The 13488-nt window shown below is 59.7% G+C and carries 12 protein-coding genes and 1 tRNA gene; 9 read left to right on the forward strand and 4 right to left on the reverse strand.

The window, feature by feature from the left end:
- Positions 1–35: 35 nt before the first annotated feature.
- The 3 genes from AC2FF8_RS03335 to AC2FF8_RS03345 form a co-directional block, all read right to left on the reverse strand.
- Positions 36–1625 carry an ABC transporter permease gene (locus AC2FF8_RS03335; protein WP_496878908.1) on the reverse strand — a complete coding sequence of 530 codons (1590 nt, stop codon included), beginning with the start codon at positions 1623–1625 and terminating at the stop codon, positions 36–38.
- Positions 1618–2655, reverse strand: a complete 1038-nt coding sequence (locus AC2FF8_RS03340; protein WP_496878909.1) for a quaternary amine ABC transporter ATP-binding protein — start codon at positions 2653–2655, stop codon at positions 1618–1620. The genes AC2FF8_RS03335 and AC2FF8_RS03340 overlap by 8 nt, the downstream gene beginning before the upstream one ends.
- A 78-nt stretch (positions 2656–2733) precedes the next feature.
- Positions 2734–3684, reverse strand: coding sequence for an ABC transporter substrate-binding protein (locus AC2FF8_RS03345; protein ID WP_257599011.1), 951 nt, complete (start codon positions 3682–3684; stop codon positions 2734–2736).
- Between the two features lie 597 nt (positions 3685–4281).
- Between AC2FF8_RS03345 and AC2FF8_RS03350 the strand changes: the two genes are divergently transcribed.
- The 3 genes from AC2FF8_RS03350 (at position 4282) to AC2FF8_RS03360 (ending at position 6677) form a co-directional block, all read left to right on the forward strand.
- The gene (locus AC2FF8_RS03350) at positions 4282–4950 is read left to right on the forward strand and encodes a cupin domain-containing protein (protein WP_496878910.1); all 669 of its coding nucleotides are present in this window, start codon (positions 4282–4284) and stop codon (positions 4948–4950) included.
- A gap of 93 nt (positions 4951–5043) precedes the next feature.
- Positions 5044–6120, forward strand: a complete 1077-nt coding sequence (locus AC2FF8_RS03355; protein WP_496878911.1) for a flavin monoamine oxidase family protein — start codon at positions 5044–5046, stop codon at positions 6118–6120.
- Positions 6111–6677: a TetR/AcrR family transcriptional regulator gene (locus AC2FF8_RS03360; RefSeq protein ID WP_170343815.1), complete on the forward strand. Its 567-nt coding sequence runs from the start codon at positions 6111–6113 to the stop codon at positions 6675–6677. Before AC2FF8_RS03355 ends, AC2FF8_RS03360 begins: the two co-directional genes overlap by 10 nt.
- Before the next feature lie 659 nt (positions 6678–7336).
- On the opposite strand, the gene AC2FF8_RS03365 is transcribed toward AC2FF8_RS03360, so the two are convergent.
- A tRNA-Ser gene (locus AC2FF8_RS03365) sits at positions 7337–7426 on the reverse strand.
- Positions 7427–7628: 202 nt separating this feature from the next.
- Here AC2FF8_RS03365 and AC2FF8_RS03370 point away from each other — a divergent pair.
- Genes AC2FF8_RS03370 through AC2FF8_RS03395 form a run of 6 tightly spaced genes read left to right on the forward strand, consistent with a single transcriptional unit; the run spans position 7629 to position 13455 of the window.
- Positions 7629–8927 (forward strand): SPOR domain-containing protein, encoded by a 1299-nt coding sequence (locus AC2FF8_RS03370; RefSeq protein WP_496878912.1) that lies wholly within the window; start codon positions 7629–7631, stop codon positions 8925–8927.
- Positions 8928–8943: 16 nt separating this feature from the next.
- Positions 8944–10110, forward strand: a complete 1167-nt coding sequence (locus tag AC2FF8_RS03375) for a D-alanyl-D-alanine carboxypeptidase family protein (RefSeq protein ID WP_170343813.1) — start codon at positions 8944–8946, stop codon at positions 10108–10110.
- Positions 10107–10733, forward strand: a complete 627-nt coding sequence (gene tmk / locus AC2FF8_RS03380; RefSeq protein ID WP_496878913.1) for a dTMP kinase — start codon at positions 10107–10109, stop codon at positions 10731–10733. The genes AC2FF8_RS03375 and tmk overlap by 4 nt, the downstream gene beginning before the upstream one ends.
- Before the next feature lie 3 nt (positions 10734–10736).
- Positions 10737–11858, forward strand: a complete 1122-nt coding sequence (locus AC2FF8_RS03385) for a DNA polymerase III subunit delta' (RefSeq protein WP_496878914.1) — start codon at positions 10737–10739, stop codon at positions 11856–11858.
- On the forward strand, positions 11855–12661 hold the full coding sequence (locus AC2FF8_RS03390; RefSeq protein WP_170343810.1) for a TatD family hydrolase: 807 nt from the start codon (positions 11855–11857) through the stop codon (positions 12659–12661). The genes AC2FF8_RS03385 and AC2FF8_RS03390 overlap by 4 nt, the downstream gene beginning before the upstream one ends.
- Positions 12658–13455 carry an MBL fold metallo-hydrolase gene (locus AC2FF8_RS03395; RefSeq protein WP_170343809.1) on the forward strand — a complete coding sequence of 266 codons (798 nt, stop codon included), beginning with the start codon at positions 12658–12660 and terminating at the stop codon, positions 13453–13455. Before AC2FF8_RS03390 ends, AC2FF8_RS03395 begins: the two co-directional genes overlap by 4 nt.
- Positions 13456–13488: the final 33 nt, after the last annotated feature.

Genomic DNA, 13488 nt, shown 5'->3' on the forward strand with positions numbered 1-13488 from the left:
AAAGCGCCCCCGATCGGAACCGGGGGCGTCTGCGTTCAGAGTTTTTCGTCTTCTCGCCGGAACGCGCCCTGTACGATCCGGTCCATGACCATGGCAAGGAACAGGATCGCAAAGCCACCCAGCAGGCCCGGCCCCTTGGCGGCGTATTGCAGCGCCTCAAGGATTTCCTTGCCCAGGCCGCCCCCGCCGATCAGCGAGATGATCACGACCATGGACAGGCACATCAGGATTGTCTGGTTTACACCCGTCATGATCGATGGCAGCGCCAGAGGGATTTCAACATCCTTCAACAGTTGCCATTTCGACGCGCCAAAGGCGACCGCAGCCTCCTTGATGCTTTCCGGAACCCCTTGCATGCCCAGCGCCGTCAGGCGGATCACCGGCGGCATGCCAAAGATGATGGTGGCCAGAATTCCCGGCGGGTTGCCGGTGCCGAAAAAGGCGATGATCGGGATAAGGTAGACGAAGGCGGGAAGCGTCTGCATCAGGTCCAGAACCGGTTCCGCCGCGCGATAGGCGCGCTGCGATTTGCCGAACCAGATACCCAGCGGAATGCCGAAAACGACGCACAGCAACACCGCCGCACCGACCAGAGCAACCGTTTCCATCGCCACGTCCCAGTACCCCAGCAACGCGATATAGGCCAGGGAAGATGCGGTGAAGATGGCAACCCTTGGTCCCGCCGCACGCCAGGCCGTCACACAGATGACCAGCATGACCACCGGCCAGGGTGACCCGATCAGTGCAATCGTCAGCGCATCAAGCACCGACCGGACACCCGCCACGATCCCGTCGAATACGTCGCCTCCAGCTGCCGCCGCAGCATCAATCCTGGCCTCCATCCAGTTTGCCAGGCTCGAGAACAGCGTGCCGTTGCCCTCGCCAAGAAACATCGCAGACACTTGCTGTTCCGGGAACGCGTCCAACAATGGAAGGGATGCGTTCACGGTGAACTTGTACACGATCAATGGTCCGATTGCTGCGACAAGGATCGCACCCATGACGATATTACGGGTCGAACGCCCACTTTCCGTGCTGTCCGGATCGATCCGCCAGTTCGAGTACTGTTTTTCGTAGACGCGGTCGGCGTAGAACCCTTGAACCAACTTGAACACCAGCAACATCAACAACCCGGTAATCAGGATGCCTGCCGCCTCGGACTGGGCGGCGGCGGCCCTTTCCAGGCTTGTGGTCGCGGCTTTCTGTATGTTCTCGGCCAGTTTGGTGAAACGGTCGATATCGGCCTGTTCCGTGGCATCCGCTGCGCGCGCCAACAGTTCGGCCGCGCGTTCCTGCTGACGGGCGGCGCGGTCCGCGAAATCGGCGCCGGGATTACCCCACGCGCCCCTGCCGATCTGAACCCACGCGATGATCTCAAGGATCAGAAAGGTCCAGAACATGCCCCAAATGGCGCGTGACGCAGACCAGAATGGCCCCAGCAACGCGGCCCACTTGTTGAATGTGTTGGGAATCGCGCTGGTCGCATCATGAATCTTGTGGAATGCGTTGACATAGTAGTCACCGTTCGGACCCGCGAACTCTTTGATGGAAAGGTCCAGGGCCTCGCGATCGACCTCGATATCAGAGGCGGCGGTTACTTTCATCTCTGTTGCAGCATCAGTCATTTTTGCCCCCCTGGATACCGCGCAACAGGCGCGGCTTGGTCACGACGCCCACATCAACGCCCGCATCCGTGATGACGACCGGCAGATCAGAATTCACGGCCAGGTCGATCAGTTGATCCAGATCCGCGCCCTCGTCCGCTCGGGGCGCACCGTCGAGCGGCCCTGAATAACTGCCCACCGGCTCCATGATGGAATGCGCCTTGACCAGTTTGAGTTTTGAGATGCCCTGAACGAATTCGCGCACGTAATCGTCGGACGGGTTCATGACGATGTCTTCGGGTGTTCCGATCTGCACGATGACGCCGTCCTTCATGATCGCAATCCGGTGGCCGATCCGAATGGCTTCGTCCAGATCGTGGGTGATGAACAGCGTGGTCTTCTTCAGCTGTGCCACAAGTGCTTTGAACTGGTCCTGCAATTGCAGACGGATCAGCGGATCGAGGGCCGAGAACGGTTCATCCATCAACAGGATTTCCGGGTCCGAAGCCAGCGCCCGCGCGATCCCCACGCGTTGCTGCATCCCGCCCGAAAGCTCTTTGGGCAGACGGTCCTCGTAACCTGTCAGATTCACCAGGCTCAGCGCGTGATCCGAGACGGCCCAGCGCTTTGACTTGGAAACCTTTCGGATCTCCAATGGATAGGCCACATTATCACGCACGGAACGATGCGGCATCAGCGCCATGTGCTGAAAGACCATACCGATTTGCTGGGCGCGAATGCGGCGCAACTCGGCTTCCGACAGTTTCGAAACATCGTGACCCAGAATTTCGATCCGACCCGCCGTCGGTTCGATCAATCGATTCACGTGGCGCACCAATGTGGACTTGCCCGAGCCGGACAGCCCCATGATACAGAAAATCTCACCCCTCGGCACTTCGAACGTGGCGCCCTGAACGCCGACAACACAGTTGAACCGCTCCAGAACTTCCGGCTTGCCTATGCCTTCGTTTCTGACCGCTTCCATTGCCTCTTCAGCACGCGAGCCAAAGATCTTCCAAACGTTTTCTAATTTTACGACAGGTTCGTCCATTTATCCCCCACAGGGCGAAGCCCTGCCCGACAGAAAAAGGCCGCCGCGGTTTTGCGCGACGGCCCAAAGAGTGATTGTTTAGTTGGTCAGCCAGCCGATGACGGTGTCTTCATTCGCAGCCACCCATTCCTTGGCGAACTCAGCGGCTTCGATGTTGTCGACGGCCAGCGCCTTGCCCATCGCGCTCAGATCGTCGCCTGTCATCTGATAGTTGCTGAACAGGGCGGCCACTTCGGGATAGCTCTCTTCCAGTTCCTTGGCATAGTGCAGGTGAAGCGTTGCCCCGTTCCAGGCCGAGGACGCCTCGGACTTGGACAGCCAATCAGGATCATCCGTGGGCTGAACGATTGTCCAGGTGGCCGGGTCGTGGGGCGGTTCTTCCAGAACCGTCAGATCCTGTGTCACGAAGATATAGTGCGGGCTGTAGCAAAACCCGATCCACGGATCGCCCGCCTTTGTCGCGTTCGCCAAATTGGCATAGGCAATGGTTTCCTCGTATTCCGTCAGTTCGAAGATCTGGTCATAGCCATAGGACTTGGCCCGGATCTTCTCGACGACGGTCGACGCCCAACCCGGCGCACCGATCCATACCTCGGGTGTTCCGTTGCCATCGGTATCAAAGATCGCAACCTTGTCGGGGTCGCTCAGATCATCGATCGACTTGATGTCATATTGTTCCGCGATATAGGTCGGCACGCACATGCCCTGCTCGGCCTGAACCGGGTTTTGGTTCATGACGACGGTGCCGTTTTCCTTGACATAGGTATCGTGCAGGTTCTGCTGATTGGGCATCCACACTTCAGGATGGACATGCATCGAACCGCTGTCCATGGCTTCAAACACAATCGGGTTCGTGCCGTTTTGCAATTCCACGTCCAGGCCGAGGTTTTCTTCGATCACGACTTCAAGAATATGTGCCGTGGCGTTCACCGAGGCCCAGTTGGGCACACCGATCACGATATCCGCGGCCATGACCGGCCCGGCAATCGCGAAGGACGCGCTTCCAAGTAGCGTTGCAGTTTTTTTCATCTGATATCTCCGTGTTGGGTAGCTTCCGCGTTTGTTTTTCTCACCCTCTCGGGCCGTGGTGCGCTCTGGTTCAGGTCTTGAAAGGCCGTGCCTTTCGGGTTTTTTGGGGCCAGCAAAATCACAGGCTTACATGGCTCCAAAAGTGAAGCACGTGGATGCGTGGGCCTTCAAGAGATACGTTTTATTACCCCTTGAATGCGGAATTATCGCAACATGGTTTCGACTTTTTGCGATTCAAGGCGGTGCGTCCGACATCTCCAAAGCCGGAAGCACCCTCAGGTATAATGAGCACAAGAATTGCCCGGGCAGAAAGCGCACCAGTCTCAACGCGGTCGGGCAGGTTTCCTTTTCAGTACGCTAAGGCCCCTTTCAGCAAACACTGGTTGCGTCTGGTTCTTTGGTTTGCGCGCGCTCTGTCCGTAAAGGCGGCGTGGAGCCTCCTCTCAGTTTTTGTCCACCCACTTCAACGAGGTCCTTCTGACAAGACCAGGTTCAACACTCTGTGAAAAGTGGCGCTTAATCGAACTTTGAAGCTGGCATTTGCCTACCTACTGGTAGATAGTTCCCATGTCGTAACCATCAAAGAGAACTGACCCCATGGAAATCAATTCGGACTTCTCTGACCGCGTCGTCGTTCACTCAGACCAGCTGGAGTGGCAGGCCTCTCCCATGAAGGGTGTGGATCGCAGGATGTTGGACAGGATCGGAGGCGAGGTCGCCCGGGCCACCACAATCGTGCGTTATGCGCCGGGCAGTCATTTCTCTGCACACACCCATACTGGCGGTGAGGAATTCATTGTCCTTGATGGTGTGTTTCAGGATGAGCATGGCGACTATCCTGCGGGGACCTATGTCCGCAATCCGCCCACCACGCAACACACGCCGGGGTCGGAACCGGGCTGCACGATATTCGTGAAGCTCTGGCAGTTCGACATGGACGACCGAACCCAGTTTCGCAAAAGCATGGTGGATGAGCTGGGCGCGCCCGCAAATGGTATCGCCACCGCAATCCTGCATGAGGATGCGCGCGAGGTCGTGACCTACTCCCACCTAGACGCGGGTGCGACGCTGCGCTCGGACGCCCCTGGCGGGATCGAGGTTCTGATCATCGACGGGTCGGTCACCGAAGGCGGGGATGAACTGGTCAAAAACGATTGGCTGCGCCTGCCTGAAGGCCACAGCCTGATGGCCGTTGCGGGGCCGGACGGGGCCAGGATCTGGATGAAGACAGGCCACCTGCCTTTTGCCCAACCGCCGGCGGTGTAACCGATGGGTGACCAAAAACCCCTGGCGCAACACCCCAGGTCGAGCGGGCCCCAAAAGCTGAACCTGCGCTCTTCAAGTGAGGGGTTCTGAACCATGCGCACGGATACGCTCATCATCGGCGGGGGGCTTTCAGGGCTCAGCCTTGCGACACAGCTTGTGGATCAAGGTCAGGAAGTGCTGATCGTCGAGGCGCGCAATCGTCTGGGCGGGCGCATTCTGACCGAGGCTCTGAGCGACGGCCGTTTCGACATGGGTCCGGCCTGGTTCTGGCCCGGCCAACCACGGATTGCCGCGCTGATCGAACGGCTGGGCCTGCACAGGTTTGACCAATTCAGCTCCGGCGCGCTGAGTTTCGAAGATGAACGAGGCCGTGTTGAGCGCGGCCGCGGGTTTTCATCCATGGAAGGGTCTTATCGTCTGATCGGGGGGCTCGCTGCTTTGACGGATGCGCTGTCGGCACTCTTGCCGGATGGGGCAATCCACCTGTCAACGCAGATCACGGCCTTGGCGCGAACCGAAGGTGGGGTTCGGGTCACCACGCAATCTGGGCGGCATATTTGGGCGAGGCATGTTGTGCTTGCCATACCCCCACGTATCGCGGCCGAGTTGATCTTTGAGCCCACCCTGCCCGATGGCACGTTATCAGCCATGCGGGAAATCCCGACATGGATGGCAGGTCAGGCCAAGGCGCTTGCGGTCTATGACACTCCGTTCTGGCGTGACGACGGACTGTCTGGCGATGCCATGAGCCGACGCGGCCCCATGGTGGAAATCCACGACGCGTCACCTGCCAGCGGTGGTCTCTTCGCGCTGTTCGGTTTCATCGGCATCCCTGCGCAAGCTCGCCGGGATGAAGGGGTGTTGCGGCAGCAGGTTCTGGCGCAGCTGGGGCGATTGTTCGGGCGCAAGGCGGTCAGCCCCAGCACGCTTTTCCTAAAAGACTGGGCCTTCGACCGCTTCACAGCGACCGATCTGGATCTTCAGCCCGTATATGCCCATCCGCAATACGGCTTGCCGAAGGCCATGACGCGGATCTGGGAAGACCGGATCATTCTCAGCGGCACTGAAACAGCCGCGCAATTTGGGGGATATCTTGAAGGTGCATTGGAAGCAGCAGAGACCACCGCAGCATTGTTGAGCGCATTAAGGATGAACGCGGCATGGAAATAGACACAAAGACCGCTCTGCTCAATTCTGCCGAATTGGCCGTGCGCAGCAAAGGCTTCGACGGGTTCAGCTATGCCGACCTTGCCAATGATGTAGGCATCCGCAAGGCATCGATCCACTATCACTTCCCAACCAAAGCCGCGCTGTCAGCAGCTTTGATGGACCGCTACCATACCGAGCTTACCGGGCGCTGCGCCGAAATCGAGGAAACTTGTGACACGGCGGGTGCGCGCATGCGCGCACTGATCGCGCTTTATCGCGCGGCTTTGAACGACGGGAAAACCCTGTGCCTATGTGTGTCACTGATCATCAGCCGGGAAAGCTTGTCGAATGAGGTCACCGACAAAATCCGCGCGTTCCGGCGCATGATGACCCGGTGGATCGAGAATGTCTTTGCGCTTGGCAAAACGGATCTGTCGATCACGGGTGTTGCGGATCCGAAAGCAGAAGCACGCGCGGCATTGGCCTTGCTGGAAGGCGCTCATCTGACGGCTCGGGCCGAGAGCAGCGTACAAACCTTTGATGACGCCGTGGAAGTGCTAACAGCGCGATGTTTGTGACACGACCCAAACTTGCGCGCCCAGAATGGCCGCGTCGATTGTTGAGGCGCCTGCCCGCCTCAACCCGGTTTTTTTCATGCGAGGCCAGCAATTCAACCCGCAAGGCTGAAAACCACACTCCAGCTTGACCCAGGCCGAGTTTCTGGCCGAGCTTTGCGCGCATGCGGTTACGAACCGGACGCCCTCAAACCCATCTTGGACCGTTGGATAGACCGCAGACGCGTCAGGCGAACTTCCGTTTCTGCACTCCGGAATGGCTTCGGCTGCTTCGTCATAAATATTGGCGAACCCTTCCCGGCAACCTTCGGGGCGTCCCGGCGGCACTTTGCCGAGCCGATTGGCCGCCCCCCCTGCCCCAACCCATTTCGGGGGATCATCCTGGTGTGGTCTTTGTAGATGTCGATATTGCCTGCGATACAGCGCAGCAAGCGAATTGGCCGAGGCCGGATGTACTCACCTCCAGATTGCGGCCATCGCAGGTCACAAAAGCCTCTCTATGGTTCTAGAATACTCGGCAGGTACCGGCCAAATGCGACTCGCAAAGCAGGCTCGGCCCAAGCGGGACCAGAACAGGAACCGAACATGGGAATCTTCCGGGAAAACCGTTGGTTCGGAAAATAACAAGAGACGGTCAGCGTGTGGTCGAATTTGCCATTTTATGGCGGGGAGACAGGGATTCGAACCCTGGGGACGCTCTCACGCCCAACGGTTTTCAAGACCGCCGCATTCGACCACTCTGCCACCTCCCCGTCGACAGCAGGGTCTAAGGCGAAGTTCGACCAGAGGCAAGTCGAAATCGGGAAATCTTGCCGAAGCCTGTGCAGCGGTCTTTCCATGACACTTCAGCCACGTTATGATCCGCACGAAAGACCGCAACAGGCTGGCATACAGAACCAGCAGACCGGCAGCGGGGTTCGGAAAACGAAACCCCTTCAGGCAAGGGATAAGCAGATGAAGCGAGCGATCGAGACACGCCCGGGGCCGAAACGGCTGGCGTATCTGGCGTTGACTTTGACGATACTGGCCGGATGTGAAGAGGCTTTATCAACTTCTGAATCGGCTGAGAAACCGGAAGACAATTCGGGGAAGACGGAACTTCTGCCCGAGGTGGCCACCGGCTCTCAGCGTGATGTCGAAGCCCCTGAAGTTTTTCAGACAACCGAAGCAGGGCTTTGGGATGGCCGGCCGTCTCTTGGCGGGATATGGGTTGCGCACCCGGATGCGTCCCAACCTGAACGTGTCGTGATCAGAAACACGTCCAACAACAAATCCGTGACCGGCGCCCTGTTCCGGCGCGAGCGCAACCTGCCCGGACCCGCGCTTCAGGTCTCGTCCGCTGCCGCGAAAGAGCTGGGAATGCTTGCGGGCGCGCCGACAAAAGTCAGCGTCGTCGCACTGCGCCGTGAAAAGATCGAAGAACCGTCGTCGGAGGATGCGCCGGAGGCAGAAGAAACGGCAGCCGAAACCACGGCCGCAGGTGCCGATGAAGCTGCCGGCACTCAAGCGTCCACAGAGCCGGAAAAACCGGCCAAACGGAAGTGGTGGCAGAAAAAGGAAACAGCCGCCGCCGCGGCGGGTACGGCTGCGGTTGCCGCGGGTGCGGCCAGTGCATCGGATGAAACGGCTGAAGACGTCGAGCCCGCAAGCGAAGACGCCGAGACGGCCACTTCTGCGGACGATCAGGTCGAAGCATCTGCCGAAAAACCAGCCAAGCGGAAATGGTGGCAGAAGAAAGCCCCCGCAGCTGCGGCTGCGGGAACTGCCGTGGCCGCGGCAGATACGGCGACTGACAGCGCAGACGTAGCCGCCGAAGCCGCCGAAGCCGTGGCGTCCCCCTCTTTGTCGGATGCACCGGTCACGCCCCCCGCCGAGCAACCTGCCAAGCGGAAATGGTGGCAAAAGAAAGACCCCGCCGCGATCACCGAAACGCCACTGGACCCGGTAGAGGGGGCCGCAGCCGCAATTGATGCGTCAGAAGCCACTCCTGTCGCAGCCGCCACAACGTCGGCGACATCTCTGAGCAAACCGTTTGTTCAGATCGGAACCTTCAGCGTCGAGGCGAACGCCAAGTCAGCCGCCCAAAAGGTGCGTCGGAACGGCATGCCCACAGTTGTACGGGAACTGAAAACAGCAAATAGTACTGTCTGGCGCGTGCTGGTTGGCCCCGCCGCAACCCGGGCCGAGCGCAAAGCCTTTCAAAAGGACGTGAAAGACCTTGGCTTCAAAGACGCGTTCACGGTAACCGACTGATTAAGGGAGGCGTAACATGCTATCCTCAATACGAACATCCGTTCTGGCTCTTGGGCTTGCCGTTCTGGCGATACCTGCCCAGGCTTTTGATACATCCGCCCGCGCGGCTTATGTGATCGACCAAACCACCGGTACCGTGCTGCTGTCGAAAGAAGCCGACCAACCATTGCCGCCTGCGTCGATGTCCAAGCTCATGACGCTTTATGTTGCATTCGAAGCATTGCGGGACGGGCGCTTGACGCTGGACGAAACCCTGCCTGTTTCGGAACACGCGATGAGCTATGGCGGCTCGACAATGTTCCTGAACACGCAGGATCGCGTACGTGTCGAAGACCTGCTGCGCGGCATAATCGTTTTGTCGGGCAATGACGCCTGCGTGGTCATCGCCGAAGCGCTCAGCCCGGATGGCACCGAAGCAGGATTTGCGCGATACATGACCCAGCGGGCCAAGCAGATGGGCATGAACAATTCGAACTTCGCAAATTCAAACGGCTGGCCCGCCGCCGGGCATATGATGTCGGTTCATGATCTGGCCGTTCTTGCGGATCGGCTGATCTCGGACTTTCCAGAATACTACCCCCTTTTCGCCGAAGAGGTTTTCGAATTCGATGGCCGCGCACCCTCGAACGCCCGCAACCGCAACCCGTTGCTGCGGCTGGATATCGGTGCAGATGGCCTGAAAACCGGCCATACGCAAGAAGCGGGCTATGGCCTTGTCGGGTCCGCCAAACAAGGCGACAGGCGGGTGATCTTTGTGCTGACGGGTCTCGACAGCACCGGCCAGCGGGCAGAGGAGGCTGAGGCCGTGGTTAACTGGTCGTTTCGAAATTTTGTCGAGAGGACAGTTGCCACCGCGGAAACGCCGATAGCCGAAGCCAAGCTGTGGATGGGCGAGAAAAAGACCGTGGGGCTTGTTCCCGAAGGTGATCTGAATGTGCTGTTCCCGGTTCTGGGCACCCAGAATGTCGAGGCCGAAGTGGTCTATGAGGGCCCGATCAACGCGCCCGTCAAGAAAGGTCAGCAACTGGCCGAACTGGTGATCAAGCCCGAAGGGTTGCCGGAAATCCGGCGGCCTCTGGTGGCAGCCGAAGATGTTGCGATTGGCGGGTTTGTGGTGCGCATGCTGACCGTCGGCGGTATCGTATTGAAAGACGTGATCAACAACCCGCTGGAGTCGATGTGACGAAAGCGGGGTTTTTTCTGACCTTCGAAGGCATTGACGGTTCAGGCAAGTCAACACAGGCGCGGATGCTGGCGGAACATCTGCGTGCGCAGGGTCACGAGGTGGTACTGACGCGCGAGCCCGGCGGCTCTGCGGGGGCCGAGGAAATTCGCAGACTGGTTTTGGAGGGCGACCCGGATCGCTGGTCGGCCGAGACCGAGATTCTGCTGTTCACCGCGGCCCGCCGCGACCATCTGGAGCGCACCATCGAACCTGCACTGGCAGCAGGGAAGGTGGTGATCTGCGACCGCTTTGCTGACAGCACACGTATGTATCAGGGCCTGTCCCGGGGCGACCTGCGAAATCTGGTGGATCAGTTGCACAGCCTGATGATCGGGCGCGAACCGGACATGACGCTGCTGATCGACATGGACCCTGAAACGGGCCTGGCACGCGCCAAGGGGCGACAAGGCACCGAAGAACGGTTCGAGGACTTTGGCCCGGAATTGCAGAAGAAGATGCGCGCCGGCTTTCTGGCGCTGGCCGATGAGTTCCCGGACAGGTTTCACATCGTGGATGGCAACAGGGACATGGACAGCGTTGCGCAGGATGTGACAAAACTCGTCCAGGCAGCACTGCGGTAGACGATGAGCGACGATATCCCTTCTCCGGATCAGGTGCCGGGCGCACCACATCCGCGCGAAACCGGTCGGCTTTTTGGCCAGGACGCGGCGGAACAGACATTTCTGTCCGCTTACACGTCAGACCGTTTGCATCACGGTTGGCTGCTGACAGGGCCACGCGGTGTCGGCAAGGCGACACTGGCCTGGCGAATTGCACGGTTTCTGCTGGCCACGCCGCCGGCAGAGGATGACGGGTTGTTCAGCGCGCCGCCTCCGCCCAAGACGCTCGACATCGATCCCGACCACCCGGTGGCCCATCGCATTCAGGCGGGGGCAGAACCGGGTTTGGCGGCGATAACCCGGTCGCTGAACGATCAGGGACGGCTGCGCGGTGAGATCGTCGTAGATGACATCCGCAAGCTTGGGAAGTTTTTTGGCCTGTCCTCTGCCGACGGCGGCCGCCGCGTCGTGATCGTGGATTCAGCAGACGAAATGAACGTCAGCGCCGCCAACGCGTTGCTGAAGATGCTGGAAGAGCCGCCTGCCCGCACCACCCTTTTGCTGGTATCGCATCAACCCTCACGCCTGTTGCCAACCATCCGTTCACGCTGTCGCACGCTGCGCCTCGGCCCGCTGAACGCGCAAGACATGCAGGCCGCCCTGTCACAAACGGAAACCGAAACTCCCGCGCAGACAGAACACCTCGCCGCACTTGCGGCAGGTTCAGTCGGAGACGCCGTGCGTTTGATCAATCTGGGTGGTCTGGACATCTATGCCGAACTGATCGCCATTCTGGGCACCCTGCCCCGCATGGACCGCCAGCGCGCGCTGGCTTTGGCCGAAGCGGCAGCGCAGCGCGGCGCGGCAGACCGGTTTGAACTTTTGCTGACATTGATCGACGTTGCTCTGTCACGGCTGGCCCTGACCGGGGCAACAGGCACGCCCCTGGTTCCTGAAGCCGCCCCCAACGAGGGTGAAACACTGGCGCGTCTGTCAGCATCGCCGGATCAAGCCCGTCGCTGGGCCGAGGTCGCCGCGACGATCACAGCCCGGGCGCGACATGGTCAGGCTGTCAACCTTGACCCTGCCGCTCTGGTCCTAGATACGGTGTTCAAGATACAGGAAACCGCCGGTCAGAACAGATGAGCGACACCCCCCAGATTACCGACAGCCACTGCCATCTGGACTTCCCGGATTTCGAAGGCCAGTTGGACGACATCATCGCGCGTGCAGCCCAGGCTGGCGTGACCCGGATGGTGACGATCTGCACCAAACTGCGCAACGAACCCGCTGTCCGTGCGATTGCCGAAGCCCACGCGCCGGTCTTCTATGCCGCCGGCACACACCCGATGAGCGCCGCGGACGAGCCATTGGCCTCGGTCGATGATCTGGTCGCCCTGGCACAGCATCCGAAATTCGTCGGTATCGGTGAAACCGGCCTGGACTATCACTATACCGCAGATAGCGCGGAAGTTCAGAAACAGTCCCTGCGCATCCATATCGAAGCAGCCCAGCGCACCGGGTTGCCCCTGATCATTCACGCCCGCGCAGCTGATGAAGATATGGCCGGCATTCTGGCCGAAGAATATCGCAACGCGCCCTATTCCTGCGTCATGCACTGCTTCTCCTCCTCTGCTGAACTGGCCAAGGCCGCCTTGGATTTAGGTTTTTACCTGTCCATGTCCGGCATAGCCGCCTTCCCCAAGAGCCAGGAATTGCGGGACATTTTCGCAAGCGCCCCGGTGGATCGCATTTTGGTGGAAACCGACGCGCCCTATCTGGCCCCGCCGCCCTATCGCGGCAAACGAAACGAGCCGGCCTATACTGTGCACACGGCCCAAAAGGGGGCCGAAATCTTTGGCATGGACTATGCCGCTTTTGCTGACCAGACACAGGCAAACTTCGACCGGCTGTTCACCAAAGCGGCATCATACAAGGCCGCCGCATGACCGGCTTCCGATTTACAATTCTGGGCTGCGGATCCTCTGGCGGCGTGCCGCGATTGGGCGGTCAATGGGGCGATTGTGACCCTGCGAACCCCAGGAACGTCCGGCGCCGCTGTTCGATGCTGGTCGAACGCGACGGGCCAGATGGCACAACCTCGGTTCTGATCGACACCACGCCTGATATGCGCAGCCAGTTGCTGGATACAGGTACAGGGCGGTTGGACGGGGTCGTCTATACGCATTCCCACGCAGACCATGTGCATGGAATCGATGATTTGCGCATGATCGTGTTCAACATGAAAACCCGTGTTCCTGTGTGGGCGGATGGCGACACCCAGAACGCTTTGTTGGGGCGGTTTGGATACGCGTTCATTCAGCCCGAGGGCTCCCCTTATCCTCCGATCCTCGAGCTCAAGTCTATCGACGGTCCATTCGAAATCGACGGCCCCGGCGGCCCGATTCCGTTTCGTCCTTTCAAAGTGAATCACGGTTCGATCGATTCCCTTGGCTTCCGCATTGGGCAACTCGCCTATCTGCCGGATGTCGCCGAGATCTACGACGACGCCTGGCCCGAAATGAAAGGGCTGGACTGCCTTGTCATCGACGCCCTGCGCCGCTCGCCTCATCCGACGCACGCGCATCTGGAAAAGACGCTTGGGTGGATCGAAAAGCTGCAACCGAAGCGCGCGGTATTGACCAACATGCATATCGACCTCGACTACGCGACCGTCGACGCCGAAACCCCCGACCACATCACCCCCGCCTTCGACGGGATGGTGATCCATCAGGCACAGTAGACCGCTGCCCGCCGCCCGCAAAATATCGCAGCA

Source organism: Ruegeria sp. YTSA144 (assembly GCF_059610125.1).